Raw genomic sequence first — 19,468 nt, forward strand, 5'->3', positions numbered from 1 at the left:
CCGCCGGCAACACTACTCACCTACCGCGAACCCGCGTTGAGTCGACATTAACCAGGCAAGAGCTTCTCGCGGCGAAGGCCCGACGCTTAATCAGCGTTTAACATTTTTGCTCAACAGATAGTCGATCAGCGCGCCAACATTACGCCGCAAGAATTGCGAGCGGAACTCAGCCTCTCAAGGAGGATTGCATGAGGACGCTTGTCATCGGCGCGCTGGCCGCGAACTTGGTCGGCTGTAGCTGCCTTCTACCGCCGCAAGCGAGCATGGAAGCCTGCACGGACACGAACGGGTTTGCCTGTTTCGACAGGATGGCTGCCAATCAGCCGATTGAACTAGAGCCGGCGTCATTCAAGGCCAATTCCGCGACAATAGACATCAAGTCCGCGATCGCGGCGAAGACGGAAAGGCCGTCGTCTGCTCACGCCCGCGATAGAGCCCATCTCGCCGTGAAAACAGCGAAGTCCACCATGATCGCAACGAAAGTCGAGCCTCCTAGATCTGCACCCTCAGAATCGCCCGCCGGCACCGGCTTGCCCGGCTCGTCCCATGGATCAGTTCCTTCGGAAAAGCCCGGTGCAACCGTCTCGCCAGACTTGCCTGCGAGAGCCGTTGATGTCCCATCAAAACCACCGAATACAAACTGGGTCGTAACCGAAACGACCTCACCGGTGGATTACACCCCCTTGATCATAGCGGCGCTCCTTTTGCCGTCCAACGTGAAAGATGCGCCAAACACTCTCGCTATTCGATGCCATGGCCTACGCACTGAACTCCTGGTTCGCACGGAGGGAACCTGGCGCGCATCGCCGGCCAGCGAAGTTCAAGTCGCCTATCAAATCAACGACCAACCCGTCGTTAAGCTACCTTGGACGGCGTCTGCAGATGGAAAGACCGCCAGTTACAAAGGCGAAGCAGTCGGGCTTTTGCAATCGCTACCAGAAGATTCACTACTGAAAATCAACGTGCTCGATGGGCCGGGTTCCGGCCACGAAGCGACGTTCCAACTCGCCGGATTGGATGCAGCTCTAGAAAAGATTGCAGTGACCTGTAAATGGCCGCCAGTAGCAAACAAGATGTCATCGGGGAAGCGTTAAACCGAGCCGTAAATTCGCGATCAGAAAGTTTGTTATGGCGGGACATAGCTCCAGCCTTTCTTCCGCACGACGCCCTACAGCCGAAGCCGTCATCGTCCCCCAGCAGAAGATATTACAGGTTTCTCTGACCCAATATCCGCTCCGGGTCATTTGCGACGCCGACGGGCCGACAGCAAGCTAGGCCACGTCCGCCATGCTGCCGAAAGCGGGAGTAAATTCAGAGCGTTCGCGGTTCACAACCCGTTACGACAAGCTCGCAACGAACTATCTGGCGTTCGTCAAACTTGCATCAATCCGAATCTGGCTGCGTGCCGGTGAGTCCACGCGCTAGTTGCCGGCAAGCCAGAACGTCTGCACGGTCGCCGCGAAATTATTGAGGCCGTGGATGACGATGGTCAGCCAGGTCGATCCGCTGCGGTGGCGGAGATAGCCGAGCAAGAGGCCGATGCAGAACACCTCGCCGAAGAAGAACCAGTCGTACTGCAGATGCATCGCGGTCCACACCGCCGACGACAGGATAATGGCGCCAACGACTCCGAGCCGCGATTCCGACCAGCCGCGATAAAGAAAGCCGCGCGCCAGGATTTCCTCCGACATCGGGGCCGCGATGCAGAACGCGATCACGAGCAGCCATAGCGCGCCGTCGGCTTGCGCCGATTTCAGTACGTCGCCCATGAAGCCCGGCGTTACCTCGCGACCGAGCGCGCGCGACACCATATCCCAGCCGCCGACCAGCACGGCGAGCGCGATAACGCCGAGCAGGAAATTGCCCCACGACGTCCAGCGCAAGCCGAGATAATCGGCAAACGGCGTGCGCGTTGGCCTGATCGCGATCCACGCCGCCGCCAGCACTGCGGGCAATCCCATGATGACCGACAGGGTTATCGTCAGGCCACCACTGACCACATGGACCGCGGTAGCCATGTCGAAGGGACCGCCCTGCCGCAGTATGAAATAGCCGATCACTCCGAGCTGGCCGGCGAACATGCCGGCAAAGATGAACAGGCCCCACAGGGCCGTCCCCCAGAATTTCCAGATCCGCGGCGGACGTTCCGCTGGTGCGACGATGAGCGGCGGACTTTCGAGATTGAGGGAATCCATCAAATGACTTCCATTGTGTTTTCGGTCGGTGGCGTCATGGCAACGCCCGTTCCAGCAAGGCGCCGACATCGCCGGCTGGAAGGTCGACGGCGCCGTACATGCTGGCGTGATTCCCGGCAAGTCGCGTCATGGCAAACAGTTCCGCATGCCGGGGCGACACCGCGTTGAGCGCGGCGCAAGCGGCGAGCAGCGCCAGCTTCTCGACGGCGAGCCGCGCCACGCGTTCGCCGTCGGCGCGGCGGAACGTCTTGCCGATGAAGGTGACCGCCTCGGCGGCACCGGACAGGCCTTGCGTCTGCCCGGCCAGATCGCGCAGCACGGAGAGCGCCGCGTCGGCCTCGCGCGACAGAGCGCGGAGCACGTCGAGACACATCACATTGCCCGAGCCTTCCCAGATCGCATTGACCGGCGACTCCCGGTAATGCCGCGCCACAATGCCCTCCTCGACATAGCCATTGCCGCCGAGGCACTCCATCGCCTCGTAGAGGAAGCCTGGCGCGCTCTTGCAGACCCAGTATTTGATCGCCGGTGTCAGCAGCCGCATATAGGCGGCCTCCTTGATGTCAGCCGGCGCGCGGTCGAAGGCGCGACACAGCCGCATCACCAGCGCGATCGAGGCCTCGACATGCAGCGCCATGTCAGACAGCACCGCCTGCATCAGCGGCTGATCGGCCAGATGCTTCTGGAACACGCGGCGATGGCGCGCGTGATGCAGCGCATGCGCCAGTCCCGACCGCATCAGGCCGGCAGAGGCAATCGCGCAATCCTGCCGCGTCAGCTGCACCATCTGGATGATGGTGCGGATGCCCTTGCCCTCGGCGCCGACACGCTCGGCATAGGCGCCGGTGAATTCGACTTCGGAGGAGGCGTTGGAGCGGTTGCCGAGCTTGTCCTTCAGCCGCTGAAACCGGATCGCGTTGATTGACCCGTCGGGCGCAAAGCGCGGCATCAGAAAACAGCTCAGTCCCTCGTCAGCCTGCGCCAGCACCAGAAAGGCGTCACACATCGGCGCCGACATGAACCATTTGTGCCCGGTGATCCGGTAGGCGCTGCCGTCCCGCTCCGCCCGGGTCATGTTGGAGCGAACGTCGGTGCCGCCCTGCTTTTCCGTCATGCCCATGCCGAGCGTCATGCCGCGCTTGGTCCACCACGGCGCGAAAGACGGATCGTAGGCGCGCGTTCCCAGTACCGGCATCACCCTCGCCAGCAGATCCGGCTGCTCCGCCAGTGCTGCCACCGAGGCGCGTGTCATCGTGATCGGACAGAGGTGCCCGGTCTCGACCTGGGCGGCCATGTAGAACCTGGCGGCACGGATCACTTCCGACGCACCACCGGCGGGCTGGCCCTCCGCGTTCCAGGTCGAATTGTGCACGCCGGCGTGCGCCGAATGTGCCATCAGCTCGTGATAGGCCGGATGAAACTCGACCTCGTCACGGCGATTACCGCGGGAATCGAAGGTCCGCAGCTTCGGCGTGTTCTCGTTGGCGACGCGGCCCCGCTCGGCCATCGCGGCCGAACCCCAATGCCGGCCGAAATCGGAAAGTTCGTCCTGCGCCGACGCGCCGCCATTGGCGGCCACCGCGTCCATCAGCGGCCGGTCCATCATAAACAGGTCGACGTCTTCGAACGGCGGCGACTGGTTGAAGACCTCGTGGGTCGCGAATGATGCCTGGCTCATGGGTCCTGACGATCCGGAATCAATTGCGTCGCGGAATCGGGAAATCATAGGCCTGCCCGCCTGCCCGCGGCAGGGAAAAGTGCCACCACTCTTTCGAATAGTTCACAAAGCCTTGCTTCGACATCGAAGCGACCAGGAGATTGCGCCATTTCCGCTGCGCCGGCGTGATTTGGGATGCCGCCGTATGCGCCTTCGCATCGGAACAGTCGTAGCCGGTGCCCATGTCGACGCTGCCTTCGGGGGAGCGCGCCTCCACCGGCGCGGTGCAGTCGGCATAGGCCTTGGCCGGATCGAACCGGGCTGAATTGTCGGCGGCGAGGTCCACCAGCGTCAGATCGAGTGCGGCGCCGGTGGAATGCTGGGAATGCTCGGCGATATGGCCGAGCCGGAACAGCTCCTGTTTGCGGAAGGCGGGGTTATAGCGCCGCTCGGCCGCCGTCTCGCGGCCGTTCTGCGCCCACAACACCATGTCGTGGGAGGCGCGCGCCGGCCGGTAGCAGTCGAACATTTTCAGCGACAGTCTCTGCCGGGCGAGCTCCTGCTGGATGGTCTTGAGAGCCAGCCCGACTTCGCGCTTCACGACACACTCGGCTGTCCCATAGCCCGCCAGCGGCCGGCCCATGAAATTGTTCGCACCCGCGTAGCGAATGTCCTGGATGATGGAGGGATCGATGTCGCGGAGGTAGGCGAAGCCGGCGGGCAGGCTTTGTGCGGCGGTCTGCGAGGCTGACACAAGCAACGCAAGCGTGATCACAATTGCTTTCATCATGTGCTCTCAGCCGTCATCGCCGGCATAGCCGTCTGAAGGACGGCGTCGCTTCCGCTCGCCTATGTCCCGGCCATCCACGTCTTTTTTACGGTTAATTGTACAGAAGACGTGGATGCCCGGGACGAGCCCGGGCATGACGGAGAGAAATTGCGAGGCCACCCCTCTTTACCCTGCGCGGCGACAGACCGGGGGATAACTCGGAACCGCTTTATTCGCGCTTGCCCCGCATGGCATCTCTGCCTATAGCTCTCGCTTTAATGACCCCTGTATCGAAATCGACCTTCGTCCTCGGTCACCGGCATCTGCTGGGAATCGAGGGGCTTTCCGCTGCCGATATTACCGGCCTGCTCGACCTTTCCGAGGAATATGTCGAGCTCAACCGCCAGGTCGACAAAAAGCGCACCTCGTTGCGCGGTCGCACCCAGGTCAACCTGTTCTTCGAGGCCTCGACCCGCACCCAGTCCTCGTTCGAGCTGGCGGGCAAACGCCTCGGCGCCGACGTCATGAACATGTCGGTGTCGCAGTCCTCGATCCGCAAGGGCGAGACGCTGATGGACACGGCGGTGACGCTCAACGCCATGCACCCGGATATCCTGGTGGTCCGCCATCACGCCTCCGGCGCGGTGGAACTCCTGGCGCGCAAGGTTGACGGATCCGTGATCAATGCCGGCGACGGCGCCCACGAGCATCCGACCCAGGCGCTATTGGACGCGCTGACCATCCGCCGTAACAAAGGCCGGCTGGAAGGCCTCGTCATCGCGATCTGCGGCGACGTGATGCATTCCCGCGTCGCCCGCTCCAATATCCTGCTGCTCAACACCATGGGCGCCCGCGTCCGCGTGGTGGCGCCCTCGACGCTGTTGCCGCGCGGCATCGAGCGGATGGGCGTCGAGGTCGCGCGCGACATGCGCGAGGGCCTCAACGGCGCCGACATTGTGATGATGCTGCGGCTGCAGCGCGAGCGCATGAACGGCTCCTTCGTGCCGTCGAGCCAGGAATACTTCCATTATTTCGGCCTCGACCAGAAGAAGCTCGCTTACGCCAAGCCCGACGCGCTGGTGATGCATCCAGGCCCGATGAACCGCGGCGTCGAGATCGACTCGATCGTGGCGGACGGCGCGCAATCGCTGATCCGCGAACAGGTGGAAATGGGAGTGGCGGTGCGGATGGCGGTGCTCGAAGCGCTCGCCCGCAACCTGCCGAACGCTTAAATCATGCTGACAGACCGCCGCCCGATCCTGCTTGCGAACGCCCGCGTCGTCGATCCCTCCAGGGATTTCGACGGCCCCGGCGACGTCCTCATTGCCGACGGCGTGATCCGTGATGCCAGGCGCGGCATCGGCGCCGCCGGCGTGCCTGAGGGTACCGACATCATCAATTGCGCCGGCATGATCGTCGCCCCCGGGCTGATCGACATGCGCGCCTTTGTCGGCGAGCCCGGCGCCAGCCACCGCGAGACCTTTGCTTCGGCAAGCCAGGCGGCCGCGGCCGGCGGCATCACCACCATCATCTGCCAGCCGGACACCTCGCCCGTCATCGACAATTCGGCGACCGTCGATTTCGTGCTGCGCCGCGCCCGCGACACCGCGATCGTCAACATCCACCCGATGGCGGCGCTCACCAAGGGGATGCGCGGCGAGGAAATGACCGAGATCGGCCTGTTGAAGGCCGCCGGCGCCGTCGCCTTCACCGATGGCGACCGCAGCGTCACCAATGCGCAGGTGATGCGCCGGGCGCTGACCTACGCGCGCGATTTCGACGCGCTGATCGTCCACCACACCGAAGACCCTGATCTCGTCGGCGAAGGCGTGATGAACGAGGGCGAATTCGCCGCACGGCTGGGCCTGGTCGGCATTCCCAATGCCGCCGAGGCCGTGATGCTGGAGCGCGACATGCGGCTGGTGGCGCTGACCGGCGGGCGCTACCACGCGGCATCGCTGAGCTGTGTCGAGTCGCTCGAAATCCTCAAGCGGGCCCGCGACGCCGGCCTCGACGTCAGCGCTTCGGCGTCGATCAACCATGTGACGCTGAACGAAAACGACATCGGCCCCTACCGGACATTCCTGAAGCTGTCGCCGCCGCTGCGCACCGAGGAGGACCGCCTCGCGCTGGTCGCAGCGGTTGCCTCCGGACTGATCGACGTCGTGATGTCCGATCACAACCCGCAGGACGTCGAGGTCAAGCGGCTGCCGTTTGCGGAGGCGGCCTCCGGCGCGGTTGGCCTGCAGACCATGCTGCCGGCGGCGCTCCGGCTCATTCACAATGGCGAGATGGATTTCAAGACGCTGATCCGGGCGATGTCGACCCGTCCGGCCGAACTGCTCGGCCTGCCCGGCGGGACGCTTCGCGCGGGTTCGCCGGCTGATCTCGTCGTGATCGACCCCGATACGCCCTGGGTGCTCGATCCCGCCGACCTCAAGTCGCAATGCAAAAATACGCCGTTCGACGAAGCCCGCTTCTCCGGGCGCGTCGTGCGTACTATTGTAGGCGGACGGACGGTCTATGAGCATGTCTAGCAAAGCGTTTTCAAGCGAAAGCCTGCCCCGGACCCGATCCGGGGTGGGCACCGGTTCGCGTCAAGAAAACGCGTCAAACAGAGTCTGCGATGCGCGGGAAATTTGTAGCGACAGGGGCAACAGCTATGACGTCTGACGCCTTTCTCGTCGTCGCGTTCGGGTTCGGCTATCTCTGCGGCTCGATCCCGTTCGGACTGATCCTGACCAAACTCGCCGGCACGCAGGACCTGCGCTCGATCGGCTCCGGCAGCATCGGCGCCACCAACGTGCTGCGCACCGGCAACAAGGGCCTCGCCGTGGCGACGCTGCTCGGCGATGCGCTCAAGGGCACGATCGCGGTTGTCATCATGGGCTATTACGCCGGCCCCAATGCGGCGATGCTGGCGGCGCTCGGCGCCTTTCTCGGCCACCTGTTTCCGGTCTGGCTCAAATTCAAAGGCGGCAAAGGCGTCGCGACCTATATCGGCGTGCTGATCGGACTGTTCTGGCCGGCGGCGATCGTGTTCTGCGTGATGTGGCTCGCCATTGCCTTCGCCACCCGCTACTCGTCGCTGTCAGCGCTGGTCGCGGCGTTCATCACGCCGCTGTTCCTGTGGTGGTTCGGCCACCCGGCGCTGGCGTCGCTGTGTGTCGTGATGACCTTGCTGATGTTCTACGCGCACCGCGAGAACATCAAGCGGTTGCAGGCCGGCACGGAGAGCAAGATCGGGGCGAAGTAAGTACGGCATTGTAGGGCGGATTAGGCGAAGCCGTAATCCGCCAATTTCGCGGCAATGCTCTTCGGCGGATTACGCCTTCGCCTAATCCGCCCTACGATTTGAGCGCCTCTTCGACAAACCGCGCCGCCGCCAACGCTTCCGCATCCGCGCCGTATCGCGCAATGACCTGCACGCCGACCGGCAATCCACCGTCCGCGACATAAGCGGGAACGTTGACACAGGGCACGCCCATCAGCGTCCACAGCCGGTTATAGCGGGCGTCCCCCGTCGAGCCCAATCCCTTTGGCGCGGCGCCCGGCGCGGACAGGGTCAGCAGCACGTCGACCTCTTCGAACACCTTTGCCAGTGCGTGCCGCGCGCGGCTTGCAATTCGCATGGCCTCGTCATAGGCGGCGGGCGGCGTGCCCCTGCTTTCGTCGAGCCGCGCGCGAATGAGCGGTGCCATCGCGTCGTAATTTTCCAGATACTCCCAGGCCAGCGCCTGATGCGCCTCGAATTCCTGCAACACCGGATGCAGGCGCCACGCCTCGGCAACGATGTCGGGCAATTCAAGCGCCCGCACCGAGGCTCCGGCGCGCTCGACAGCCTTGGTTGCGATCCGCAGCGCCTCGCCGCCCGATGGGTCCGGCGCACCGGCGAAATCCTGCGTCACGATGCCGATGCGTGGCGTCGAAACGGACGCCTGTGGCAGCAGTTCGGCTCGCCCGGTCATGGCGGCCAGCCCGTGCGCGACGTCGCGCACACCGGCCGCAAACAGGCCAACCGTATCCAGCGTCCACGAATAGCATTTGACGCCGACCGTCGGCAGCAGGCGGTAGGACGGCTTGATCGCGGCGACGCCGCAGAACGACGCCGGGCGGATCACCGAGCCGCCGGTCTGCGTCCCCAGCGCCAGCGGGATCATGCCGGCCGCGACCGCCGCCGCCGAACCCGATGAGGATCCGCCGGGCGTGTGACCGTGGTTATGCGGATTGAGCGTGGCGGTCGGATCGGTTGAGGCGAACGCTGTGGTCGTGGTCTTGCCGACGATGCCGGCGCCGGCCTGCTTCAGCATCATCACCACGGCCGCATCGCCGCGTGACCGGTGCCCCCGATAGATCGGCGAGCCCATCTCGGTCGGGAAATCCCTGGTATCCATGATGTCCTTGATGCCGACGGCAATGCCGCGCAGCGGGCCGGCGGTCGCCGCGTTCACATTGTCGGCGCGGCAGACGAAGGCGCCGATGGTCTTGTCCTGCGCGCCGATCGCTTCCAGCGACTGGGCGATCGCGGCATCGGCGGACAGATCGCCCGTGGCGATGCGGCGCTGAAGGTCGGCGAGCGAGATCATGGGCAATGGTTCCTGCGATGGCGGAACAGGTTTTACGGAGCGGCTTGGGGCGGGGCAAGCAGGCACTCTGTACAGTCAAACAGGTTGATCGCAATCTCCGGTTGGGCAAAGCTGTCGCCGCATGCATGACCGGACGCCCCAACCGCTCTATCTCACCGAAGCCGACCGGATCGACCGGCTGCGGCTGATCCGGTCCGACAATGTCGGGCCGCGGACATTTCGCTCGTTGCTGAACCATTTCGGCGATGCGCGTACGGCGCTGGAACGCCTGCCCGATCTGGCGCGGCGCGGGGGTGCGGCGCGCAGCGGTCGCATCTGCAGCGAAGAGGATGCGCGCGCTGAACTCGCGGCGGCGAAGAGAATTGGCGTCTTGCTGGTCGCCCCCAATGAGGCCGCCTATCCGCCGCGGCTGGCGACACTCGACGACGCGCCTCCCCTGCTCGGCGTGCGCGTGCGCGGTTCGCCCGACGTCCTGATAAGGCCGATGATCGCGATCGTCGGCTCGCGCAATGCGTCCGGCGCCGGACTGAAATTCGCCAGCCAACTGGCGCGCGATCTCGGCGACGCCGGCTTCGTCGTCATATCGGGGCTGGCGCGCGGCATCGATCAGGCCGCGCATCGATCGACGATCCAGACCGGCACGGTCGCCGTACTGGCCGGCGGCCATGACCGGATCTATCCGCCCGAACATGAGGATCTGCTGGCCGCCTTGCTCGACCATGGCGGCGCGATTTCGGAAATGCCGCTCGGCCATGTGCCGCGCGCCCGCGACTTTCCACGCCGCAACCGGCTGATTTCCGGCGCGGCGCTGGGCGTCGTCGTGGTCGAGGCCGCGCATCGTTCAGGGTCGCTGATCACCGCAAGGATGGCCGCCGAACAGGGCCGCGAGGTGTTTGCCGTACCGGGCTCGCCGCTCGATCCGCGCGCCGCCGGGACCAACGACCTGATCAAGCAGGGTGCGACGCTGACCACGGAAGCCGCCGACGTCATCAACGCGGTGACGCCGATCATGGAGCGGCCGATGACGTTTGGTGCAAGCGAACCGGACAATGAGCCGCTGGATTTCGACGCCGGCGCCGGCGAACGCGCCCGCATTACCGACCTGCTCGGGCCGAGCCCCGTCAGCCTCGACGATCTGATCCGGATGTCGGGCGCCTCGCCCACCATCGTACGCACCGTGTTGCTCGAACTCGAGCTGGCCGGACGGCTGGAACGTCATGGCGGCGGGCTGGTGTCGCTGATCTAATTAGCGGGCGTCATTTCGACCATCGAATTTCGTCCGCGCGCTTTCGATCTCGACCCGGTGATCGAACGCCCATTTGCCGAGCGCCTCGACTGGTTTCGACAGGCCGCGTCCGAGATCGGTGAGTTCGTAATCGACGCGCGGCGGAATCGTCGGGAATACGGTTCGCGTCACCAGGCCGTCCCGTTCGAGACCACGCAAGGTCAGCGTCAGCATCCGCTGCGAGATGCCGCCGATCATGCGCTTGATCTCGTTGAAGCGCTTCGGGCCATCACCAAGCATCATGATGACGAACACGCTCCATTTGTCGCCGACCCGGGCCAGGATCGAGGCGACGCCGCGGCAGTCGCTGTCCTGGTGCGGACTGGGCGGCAGGACAGGCACATGGGTGTGCTCGGGTTTCAAGAGTGTGCTCGGGTTTCAAAATTGTGCGTTCTTGCGGGAAATATAGGTGGTCACTCATATAGCGCCAGTTACAAACTTATACCAACAAGGGTGACACCCATGAAACTTCTGCATATCGACTCCAGCGTGCTGGGCCCCCACTCCGTCAGCCGCCAGGTTTCCGCCGCGATCGTCGACCGCCTGCGCAAGTCGACCCCTCACCTCGACGTCAGCTATCGCGACCTGACGCTGACGCCGCTGGCGCATCTGTCGGGATCTCATCTGGCCGCCGGTCAGGGCGCCGTGCCCGAGGCGTCGCTGCAACCGGACATCGCCGCCGGCCAGGCCGTGCTGGAGGAGTTTCTGGCCGCCGACGTCGTCGTGCTCGGCGCGCCCATGTACAACTTTACGATTCCGAGCCAGCTCAAGGCGTGGATCGACCGTATCCTGGTGGCGGGCAAGACATTCAAATACAGCGCACAGGGCGTTGAAGGTCTCGCCGGCAACAAGCGCGTCATCGTCGCGATCTCGCGCGGCGGATTTTATGGCGCGGGTACGCCGGCTGCGGTCGGCGAACATCTGGAAACCTATCTGCGCTGGGTGTTCGGCTTTATCGGCGTAAAAAATCCCGAATTCATTTCCGCCGACGGAATCCAGGTCGGCCCCGAGCATCGCGAGAAGGCGGTGGCGGACGCGCTGAAGGCTGCGGGCAGCCTCAACGCAGCATAGCAGGCAGTATCGTGTCGACACCGCCTGCTGCTACCTGACGACAGCAGCAGGCGCGTGTCACGTGACGAAGGATAATCAGTACCAGATGCCCTGCACGCCCGTGATAACGGCAACGAGCGAGATCAAAAGACCGACGCCTGAGAACAATGCGATTGAAACCAATTGATCATTATCTGAATTCTCTGACGTCGAGGAAGCGGCAATCGGTTTAGAAATGTGGGCGGCTTTCGGCATAACTGCTCTCCAATGATTCCGTAGTCAAAAATCCCCGCTCCATGGAGAGTGTTGGCACCCGCTACGAAGGTTCAATGATTTTGAGCGCACTGCAAAAATACGTCCGCAAGACGAGGGAACCGGTCAGCGCAACCGGTGAAACATTCTTCACCCGATGGCACTGACCGGCTTCGGTAATTTAGCAGAGACTTATCCGCGATAGATCGGCGCGCCGCTCGGCGACGCCGTCGAGCCGCCATCGACGAACAGTTCCTGGGCCTGGACGTGCGAGGCGTCGTCGGAAGCAAGGAACAGCACCGTCTTCGCTACCTGATCGGGTTCGCCCAACCGTCCGAGCGGCGTCGACAACGCAATCCGCTTCTCGAACGCCTTCTCGGCCTCCGGGGTCGCGACCGCAGGGCCCCAGATCGCGGTGCGGATCGCGCCGGGCGAAACGACATTGATGCGGATGCCACGCGGCGACAATTCCGACGCCATCGAGCGCGCCATCGCACGCACGCCGGCCTTGGCCGCGGCATAGGCCGATTGGCCGGGAATGCCGAGCACGGAAATCACCGATCCGTTCAAAATGATCGAAGCCTTGTCGTTGAGATGCGGCAGCGCCGACTGCACGGTGAAGAACACCGAGGTGAGATTGGTCCGAATGACAGTCTCGAACGCCTCGAGCGTGGTGCCGCCGACCGGTGTGGGACCAGCGATGCCGGCATTGGCAAACACGATATCGAGCTTGCCGAATTTTGCGACCGCCTGCTTCAGCGCGGCGTCGTTGGCGGCAATATCGGTCGCGTCGGCGACCACAGCGAGCACGTTCGGGCCGAGTTCCTTGGCCGCAGCTTCCAGCGTCGCCTTGTTTCGTCCTGTCATGAGGACCTTGGCGCCCTCCCCCACGAACACCCGTGCGGTGGCCAGCCCAATGCCGGCATTGCCCCCGGTAATCCACGCCGTCTTGTTGGCCAGCCTCATGATAGTCTCCGTCGGTTGCATTATTAAACTAGGTTGCTTAGCTAGGGTATCTGGTTTTATAATGCAACCACACAAGACCGTGATCGGTCCTGCTGTCTCGCCAGGAGGTAGCCATGGTGAAACGGACGAGCTTTGAGCGCGACGACTGCCCGATCGCACGATCGCTGGACGCGATCGGTGACTGGTGGTCGATGCTGATCATTCGCGAGGCATTGTTTGGCAGCCGCCGCTTCGGCGAATTCCAGAAGCGACTGGGGCTCGCCAAGAACATCCTGACGGTGCGGCTGCATGCGCTGGTCGATCAGGGCATCCTGAAAACGGCTCCCGCTTCCGACGGCAGCGCCTACCAGGAATATCTGCTGACGCCGAAGGGCCGCGGCGTATTTCCGGTTCTGGTGGCGCTCCGGCAATGGAGCGAGGAATTCGACGCGCACCCCGAGGAGATCGCCACCATCCTGGTCGACAAGGAAAACGGCCGGCCGGTGCGCAAGCTCGAACTCTATTCCGACGACGGAAGGCTGCTGACACAGGCGGATACGGCGTTGAAGCCGCGGCAGCCCGGAGAGCCTGGCCAACAGGTTATGGCGTAGCAGCGCTTACGACAGCTTGCGCTTGCTGCGGGTCCGCATCCGCTCTTCCGCCTCGAGCTGCGCCATGCCGAGCAGGTGGCTGAGGACTTCAAGCTGGTGGTTCTTCGCCAGCTTGGCCAGTTCGGCGACGGTTTCCGCAATGAAGGCCACGGCCTCGTCAGGGCCGCCCTCCCCGCCGCCTTCCTCCGTTGAAGATCGCCGCGATCCACCCGAAGCCGTACGCTTCCGGCCGCCCCGTGCCTTGCTCAAAAAATCGGCATCCCAATCCAACACAATATAGATCCAGAAATAGCCGGTTTATTTCCACAACTCTAGGACGTATTTTGCAACGCTATCCATACAAAGTCGCATCCCCTGCCTCCCGGCTCAATATCTGTCGATTTGACAGGGGGGCCTCACCACCCCATGTTCGCTTGCGAAACGGCTGGCGCGAGTCTCGCGATACCGGCCTTTATCTTTTCCCGTAAGCTATTGGAATGACATGAATATCGTCATTGTGGAGTCGCCGGCGAAAGCCAAGACGATCAACAAGTATTTGGGCGCCTCCTACGAGGTTCTGGCCTCGTTCGGCCATGTCCGCGACCTGCCGGCCAAGAACGGATCGGTCGATCCGGAAGCCAATTTCCAGATGATCTGGGAGGTCGACCCCAAGGCGGCCGGCCGGCTCAACGACATCGCCAAGGCGCTGAAGGGCGCCGACCGCCTGATCCTCGCAACCGACCCTGACCGCGAGGGCGAAGCGATCTCCTGGCATGTGCTCGAAGTGCTGAAAGAGAAGCGCGCGATCAAGGACCACAAGATCGAGCGCGTGGTGTTCAACGCCATCACCAAGCAGGCGGTGACGGATGCCATGAAGGCGCCGCGCCAGATCGACGGCGCGCTGGTCGACGCCTATATGGCGCGCCGGGCACTCGACTATCTCGTGGGCTTCACGCTGTCGCCGGTGTTGTGGCGCAAGCTGCCGGGCGCGCGTTCGGCCGGCCGCGTGCAGTCGGTGGCGTTGCGGCTGGTGTGCGACCGCGAACTCGAGATCGAAAAGTTCGTCGCCCGTGAATACTGGTCGCTGGTGGCGACATTGACGACACCGCGCGGCGACGCCTTCGAGGCCCGCCTGGTCGGCGCCGACGGCAAGAAGATCCAGCGGCTCGACATCGGATCGGGTGCGGAAGCCGAGGAACTGAAGAAGGCGATCGAGGCCGCCAACTTCACGGTTTCGACCGTCGAAGCAAAGCCCGCGCGCCGCAATCCGCAAGCGCCCTTCACCACCTCGACCTTGCAGCAGGAAGCCAGCCGCAAGCTCGGCTTTGCGCCCGCGCATACGATGCGGATCGCGCAGCGGCTCTATGAAGGCATCGATATCGGCGGCGAGACCACCGGTCTCATTACCTATATGCGAACCGACGGCGTGCAGATCGACGGCTCTGCGATCACACAAGCGCGAAAAGTGATCGGCGAGGACTACGGCAACGCCTATGTGCCGGACGCGCCGCGCCAGTATCAGACCAAGGCCAAGAACGCGCAGGAAGCCCACGAAGCGATCCGGCCGACCGACCTGTCGCGCCGGCCCGCCGAAATGCGCCGCCGCCTCGATACCGATCAGGCCAAGCTCTATGAGCTGATCTGGATCCGCACCATCGCGAGTCAAATGGAGTCCGCCGAACTCGAACGCACCACGGTGGATATCGCGGCGAAAGCCGGCGCCCGCGTACTCGACCTGCGCGCCAGCGGCCAGGTCGTGAAGTTCGACGGCTTCCTCGCGCTCTACCAGGAAGGCCGCGACGACGACGCCGAGGATGACGACAGCCGCCGTCTCCCCGCCATGAGCGAGGGCGAAGCGCTGAAGCGGCAGGATCTCGCCGTCACCCAACATTTCACCGAACCGCCGCCACGCTTCTCGGAAGCATCATTGGTGAAGCGGATGGAAGAACTCGGCATCGGCCGTCCCTCGACCTACGCCTCGATCCTGCAGGTGCTGAAGGATCGCGGCTACGTCAAGCTCGAGAAGAAGCGGCTGCACGGCGAGGACAAGGGCCGCGTCGTGGTCGCGTTCCTGGAAAACTTCTTCGCGCGCTATGTGGAATACGATTTCACCGCAAATCTCGAAGAGCAGCTCGACCGTATCTCAAACAACGAGATTTCCTGGCAGCAGGTACTGAAGGAGTTCTGGGTCGGCTTTTCCGGCGCGGTCGCCGACATCAAGGACATCAGGGTCTCCGAAGTGCTCGACGTGCTCGACGACATGCTGGGCCCGCACATCTATCCGCCGCGCGCGGATGGCGGCGATGTCCGGCAATGCCCGACCTGCGGCACCGGCAAGCTCAATCTGAAGGCCGGCAAGTTCGGCGCCTTTGTCGGCTGCTCGAACTATCCCGAATGCCGTCACACGCGTCCATTGGCCGCCGACGGCGAAGCCAGCGCCGACCGCGTGCTCGGCAAGGACCCGGAGACCGATCTCGACGTCACGGTAAAGGCCGGTCGCTTCGGTCCCTACATCCAGCTCGGCGAGCAGAAGGATTATGCCGAGGGCGAAAAGCCGCGGCGCGCCGGCATTCCAAAGAACACGTCGCCCAGCGACATGGAGCTCGAACTGGCGCTGAAGCTGTTGTCGCTGCCGCGCGAGATCGGCAAGCATCCGGAAACCGGCGAGCCGATCACCGCCGGCATCGGCCGCTTCGGCCCGTTCGTACGCCACGAAAAAACCTATGCCAGCCTGGAAGCCGGCGACGAAGTGTTCGACGTCGGCCTCAACCGCGCGGTGACGCTGATCGCGGAAAAGATCGCCAAGGGCCCGAGCGGACGCCGTTTTGGCGCCGATCCCGGCAAGCCGCTCGGCGAGCATCCGAGCCTCGGCGGCGTCGCGGTCAAGAACGGCCGCTATGGCGCCTACGTCACATCGGGTGGCGTCAACGCCACGATCCCGAGCGACAAAACGCCGGAGACGATCACGCTCGCCGAGGCGATCGCGTTGATCGACGAACGTGCCGCCAAGGGCGGCGGCAAGCCGAAGCGCGGCGCCAAGAAGGCCGCTCCGAAGAAGGCCGCTCCGAAGAAGGCCGCCGCTAAATCGGCCGATCCCGACGCGCCAAAGCCCGCCAAGAAGGCTGCGGTGAAGAAGGCGGCCGCGAAACCGAAGGCGGACGCCGTGAGCAAGGCGCGCGCGCCGGTTGCGTCAGCCGCCAAGACGTCGGCGGCCAAGCCTGCAGCATCCAAACCGCCTGCGAAAAAGAGCGCGGGCAAGGCCCGGGGATAAGTGAACAAAAAGCACGACAGTGGTTTTCCGAGCCGGGACGCCATCGTCGCCTTCATCCGCGCGAATCCCGGCAATATCGGCACCCGCGAGATCGCGCGCGAGTTCGGCCTGAAGAACGCCGACCGCGTCGCGTTGAAGCAAATCCTGCGCGAGCTCGCCGACGACGGCTCGGTCGCCAAGCGCGGCCGCAAGATACTGGAGCCGGCCGCCCTGCCCCCGACCGTGATGGCCGACATCACCGGGCGCGACACCGACGGCGAACTGCTCGCGGCGCCCACTGAATGGGATACCGAGCAGGACGGACCTGCCCCGAAAATCCGCATTCACGTTCCGCGACGCCCGCAGCCCGGCACCGCCGCCGGCGTCGGCGATCGCGCGCTGCTGCGCGTCGAGAAAACCGGTGACAGCGACGGCACGCCCTATCGCGGCCGCGTCATCAAGGTCATCGATGACGCCCGCACCCGCCTGCTCGGCATCTTCCGCGCTTTGCCCGCCGGTGGCGGCCGGCTCATTCCCGTCGACAAGAAGCAAGCCGGCCGCGAACTCAACATCGCCAAGGACGACACCGGCGGCGCCGAGGATGGCGACCTGGTCAGCGTCGATCTGGTGCGCACGCGCGGTTACGGCCTGGCGTCAGGCAAGGTGAAGGAGCGGCTCGGTTCGCTCGCGACCGAGAAAGCGGTCAGCCTGATCGCGATCCACGCCCACGACATTCCGCAGGTGTTTTCGCCGGCGGCGGTGCGCGAGGCCGAGGATGCGCAGCCCGCGACCCTGAAGGGCCGCGACGACTGGCGCGACCTGCCGCTCGTCACCATCGATCCGCCGGACGCCAAGGATCACGACGACGCGGTCCACGCCGCGCCCGATCTCGACCCCAACAACAAGGGCGGCTTTATCGTTCATGTCGCGATCGCCGACGTCGCCTTCTATGTGCGGCCGGGGTCGGCCCTGGACCGTGATGCGCTGACACGCGGCAATTCGGTGTACTTCCCCGATCGCGTGGTGCCGATGCTGCCCGAGCGCATCTCCAACGACCTCTGTTCGCTGGTGCCGGGCGAGCCGCGCGGCGCGCTCGCGGTGCGGATGGTAATTGGAAACGACGGCCGCAAGCGCTCGCACAGTTTTCATCGCGTGCTGATGCGCTCGGCCGCCAAGCTCAATTACGCGCAGGCGCAGGCTGCGATCGACGGCCGGCCCGACGACACCACGGGTCCCCTGCTCGAACCGATCCTCAAGCCGCTGTATACGGCCTATGCGCTGGTGAAACTGGCGCGCGACGAACGCGACCCGCTCGATCTGGATTTGCCCGAACGCAAGATTTTGCTCAAAGCCGACGGCACGGTCGATCGCGTCATCGTTCCGGACCGGCTTGATGCGCACAAGCTCATCGAAGAGTTCATGATCCTCGCCAACGTCGCCGCCGCCGAGATGCTCGAGAAGAAAGCGCTGCCGCTGATCTATCGGGTGCACGACGAACCGTCGCAGGAGAAGGTTCATAACCTCGCGGAATTCCTGAAGACGCTCGATTTGCCGTTCGCCAAAGCCGGTGCGCTGCGCCCGGCACTGTTCAATCGCGTGCTGGGCCAGGTTCGCGGCGAGGACTACGAACCGCTGGTCAACGAAGTGGTGTTGCGCTCGCAGGCGCAAGCGGAATATTCGGCGGAGAATTACGGCCATTTCGGCCTCAACCTGCGCCGCTATGCGCATTTCACTTCGCCGATCAGGCGATACGCGGATCTGATCGTGCATCGCGCGCTGATCCGCTCACTTGGGCTCGGCGAAGGCGCGCTGCCGGAAACCGAAACGCTGGAAACGCTTGGCGAAGTTGCAGCCCAGATATCCGTGACAGAACGGCGCGCCATGAAGGCGGAACGCGAGACCGCCGACCGCCTGATCGCGCATTTCCTCGCCGACCGTATCGGCGCCAGCTTCCAGGGCCGTATTTCCGGCGTCACCCGCGCCGGGCTGTTCGTCAAACTCTCGGAAACCGGTGCCGACGGCCTGATCCCGATCCGCACGCTCGGGTCAGAATATTTCAATTACGACGAGACGCGGCACGCGCTCATCGGCACGCGCAGTGGTGCCATGCATCGGCTCGGTGACGTTGTCGACGTGCGTCTGGTAGAAGCAGCACCAGTGGCCGGCGCGTTGCGGTTCGAATTGTTGTCGGAAGGCCAATCTATTCCGCGCGGCAGAAAACGTGACGGATCGCGCGCATCGACAAGTCAGTCGAAAGCGCGTCCAGGCCGCAGCCCGAACGACAAGGCCGGGCCGTCAGGCAAGTTCGGCAAGGGCAAGTCTGGCAAGGGAAAGTCTGGCAAGGGCAAGTCCGGGAAATTCAAGTCGGGTAAAGCCAAATCCGGCACATCGAAGAAAGGCAAATCATGGTAACGGTGAGCACCGCAACAGCCGTCTGGAGCCGGGATTCCGTGAAGGGCGAAAAGCGCGACCTGTGGACCGCGATGAAGCGAGGCTTTCGCTGCCGCTGCCCGCGCTGCGGCGAAGGCAAGCTGTTCCGCGCCTTCCTGAAGGTCGACAACAACTGCTCGGTGTGCGGGCTCGACTACACGCCGCACCGCGCCGACGATTTGCCAGCCTATCTCGTGATCATCATCGTCGGCCACATCCTGGTACCGGTTATCCTGTGGATCGAAACCGATTATGCGCCGCCGGTCTGGCTGCAGCTTTCGATCTACCTGCCGGTGACCTTGATTGCGTCGCTGGCGCTGCTGCAACCGGTCAAGGGCGCGGTGGTCGGCTTCCAGTGGGCGCTACGGATGCACGGCTTTGACGAAAATGCTCCTGGCGAGATCCCGCCGGTGTAGAGCCTTATCGGTTCTGATTGAATCAGAACCGGGCTCACCTCTT

18 protein-coding genes and 1 pseudogene are annotated in these 19,468 nt (G+C 64.1%); 11 read left to right on the plus strand and 8 right to left on the minus strand.

What is annotated here, in order from left to right:
• Positions 1 to 188 precede the first annotated feature (188 nt).
• On the plus strand, positions 189 to 1,094 hold the full coding sequence (locus BLS26_RS35465) for a type VI secretion system-associated protein TagO (protein ID WP_157676264.1): 906 nt from the start codon (positions 189 to 191) through the stop codon (positions 1,092 to 1,094).
• Between the two features lie 229 nt (positions 1,095 to 1,323).
• Positions 1,324 to 1,425: pseudogene (locus BLS26_RS35470) on the plus strand (IS5/IS1182 family transposase); the annotation flags it as partial.
• On the opposite strand, the gene BLS26_RS02675 reads toward BLS26_RS35470, so the two are convergent.
• The 3 genes from BLS26_RS02675 to BLS26_RS02685 are packed head-to-tail and all read right to left on the minus strand — an operon-like array spanning position 1,422 to position 4,642.
• A complete protein-coding gene (locus tag BLS26_RS02675; protein ID WP_092508190.1) occupies positions 1,422 to 2,195 on the minus strand; it encodes a CPBP family intramembrane glutamic endopeptidase in 774 nt (257 codons plus the stop codon). The pseudogene BLS26_RS35470 and the gene BLS26_RS02675 sit on opposite strands and share 4 nt — an antisense overlap.
• A gap of 34 nt (positions 2,196 to 2,229) precedes the next feature.
• Complete coding sequence (locus tag BLS26_RS02680; RefSeq protein WP_092508192.1) at positions 2,230 to 3,873, minus strand: acyl-CoA dehydrogenase family protein; 1,644 nt, start codon at positions 3,871 to 3,873, stop codon at positions 2,230 to 2,232.
• Positions 3,874 to 3,892: 19 nt separating this feature from the next.
• Entirely contained in the window at positions 3,893 to 4,642 is a 750-nt protein-coding gene (locus BLS26_RS02685; protein ID WP_371360772.1) for a M15 family metallopeptidase, read from the minus strand.
• Positions 4,643 to 4,899: 257 nt separating this feature from the next.
• Here BLS26_RS02685 and BLS26_RS02690 point away from each other — a divergent pair, with 257 nt between their 5' ends.
• The 3 genes from BLS26_RS02690 (at position 4,900) to plsY (ending at position 7,877) form a co-directional block, all read left to right on the plus strand.
• Entirely contained in the window at positions 4,900 to 5,853 is a 954-nt protein-coding gene (locus tag BLS26_RS02690) for an aspartate carbamoyltransferase catalytic subunit (protein WP_092508194.1), read from the plus strand.
• A 3-nt stretch (positions 5,854 to 5,856) separates the two neighbouring features.
• Positions 5,857 to 7,158, plus strand: a complete 1,302-nt coding sequence (locus tag BLS26_RS02695) for a dihydroorotase (RefSeq protein ID WP_092508196.1) — start codon at positions 5,857 to 5,859, stop codon at positions 7,156 to 7,158.
• Between the two features lie 125 nt (positions 7,159 to 7,283).
• Positions 7,284 to 7,877, plus strand: a complete 594-nt coding sequence (plsY, locus tag BLS26_RS02700) for a glycerol-3-phosphate 1-O-acyltransferase PlsY (RefSeq protein WP_092508198.1) — start codon at positions 7,284 to 7,286, stop codon at positions 7,875 to 7,877.
• Positions 7,878 to 7,968: 91 nt separating this feature from the next.
• Here plsY and BLS26_RS02705 read toward each other — a convergent pair whose 3' ends face one another.
• Complete coding sequence (locus BLS26_RS02705) at positions 7,969 to 9,207, minus strand: amidase (protein ID WP_092508200.1); 1,239 nt, start codon at positions 9,205 to 9,207, stop codon at positions 7,969 to 7,971.
• 121 nt (positions 9,208 to 9,328) lie between these two features.
• Here BLS26_RS02705 and dprA point away from each other — a divergent pair, with 121 nt between their 5' ends.
• Positions 9,329 to 10,453: a DNA-processing protein DprA gene (gene dprA, locus BLS26_RS02710; protein ID WP_092508202.1), complete on the plus strand. Its 1,125-nt coding sequence runs from the start codon at positions 9,329 to 9,331 to the stop codon at positions 10,451 to 10,453.
• On the opposite strand, the gene BLS26_RS02715 is transcribed toward dprA, so the two are convergent.
• Positions 10,454 to 10,855 (minus strand): helix-turn-helix domain-containing protein, encoded by a 402-nt coding sequence (locus BLS26_RS02715; protein WP_092508204.1) that lies wholly within the window; start codon positions 10,853 to 10,855, stop codon positions 10,454 to 10,456. It lies immediately after the preceding gene.
• Positions 10,856 to 10,954: 99 nt separating this feature from the next.
• Here BLS26_RS02715 and BLS26_RS02720 point away from each other — a divergent pair, with 99 nt between their 5' ends.
• A complete protein-coding gene (locus BLS26_RS02720; protein ID WP_092508206.1) occupies positions 10,955 to 11,563 on the plus strand; it encodes an FMN-dependent NADH-azoreductase in 609 nt (202 codons plus the stop codon).
• A 75-nt stretch (positions 11,564 to 11,638) separates the two neighbouring features.
• Here the strand turns inward: BLS26_RS02720 and BLS26_RS36205 are convergent, their stop codons facing one another.
• A complete protein-coding gene (locus tag BLS26_RS36205; RefSeq protein ID WP_092508208.1) occupies positions 11,639 to 11,797 on the minus strand; it encodes a hypothetical protein in 159 nt (52 codons plus the stop codon).
• Between the two features lie 189 nt (positions 11,798 to 11,986).
• Positions 11,987 to 12,760, minus strand: a complete 774-nt coding sequence (locus tag BLS26_RS02730; RefSeq protein WP_172804530.1) for an SDR family NAD(P)-dependent oxidoreductase — start codon at positions 12,758 to 12,760, stop codon at positions 11,987 to 11,989.
• 113 nt (positions 12,761 to 12,873) lie between these two features.
• Here BLS26_RS02730 and BLS26_RS02735 point away from each other — a divergent pair, with 113 nt between their 5' ends.
• Positions 12,874 to 13,350, plus strand: a complete 477-nt coding sequence (locus BLS26_RS02735) for a helix-turn-helix domain-containing protein (RefSeq protein ID WP_092508212.1) — start codon at positions 12,874 to 12,876, stop codon at positions 13,348 to 13,350.
• Positions 13,351 to 13,356: 6 nt separating this feature from the next.
• On the opposite strand, the gene BLS26_RS36620 is transcribed toward BLS26_RS02735, so the two are convergent.
• The gene (locus BLS26_RS36620; protein WP_244541823.1) at positions 13,357 to 13,500 is read right to left on the minus strand and encodes a hypothetical protein; all 144 of its coding nucleotides are present in this window, start codon (positions 13,498 to 13,500) and stop codon (positions 13,357 to 13,359) included.
• Between the two features lie 331 nt (positions 13,501 to 13,831).
• Between BLS26_RS36620 and topA the strand changes: the two genes are divergently transcribed.
• The 3 genes from topA to BLS26_RS02755 are packed head-to-tail and all read left to right on the plus strand — an operon-like array spanning position 13,832 to position 19,425.
• Complete coding sequence (gene topA, locus BLS26_RS02745; protein WP_092508214.1) at positions 13,832 to 16,600, plus strand: type I DNA topoisomerase; 2,769 nt, start codon at positions 13,832 to 13,834, stop codon at positions 16,598 to 16,600.
• A complete protein-coding gene (gene rnr / locus BLS26_RS02750) occupies positions 16,601 to 18,991 on the plus strand; it encodes a ribonuclease R (protein ID WP_092508216.1) in 2,391 nt (796 codons plus the stop codon).
• Entirely contained in the window at positions 18,985 to 19,425 is a 441-nt protein-coding gene (locus BLS26_RS02755) for a DUF983 domain-containing protein (protein WP_092508218.1), read from the plus strand. The genes rnr and BLS26_RS02755 overlap by 7 nt, the downstream gene beginning before the upstream one ends.
• Positions 19,426 to 19,468 lie beyond the last annotated feature (43 nt).

The organism is Afipia sp. GAS231 (assembly GCF_900103365.1).
GTDB lineage: Bacteria > Pseudomonadota > Alphaproteobacteria > Rhizobiales > Xanthobacteraceae > Bradyrhizobium.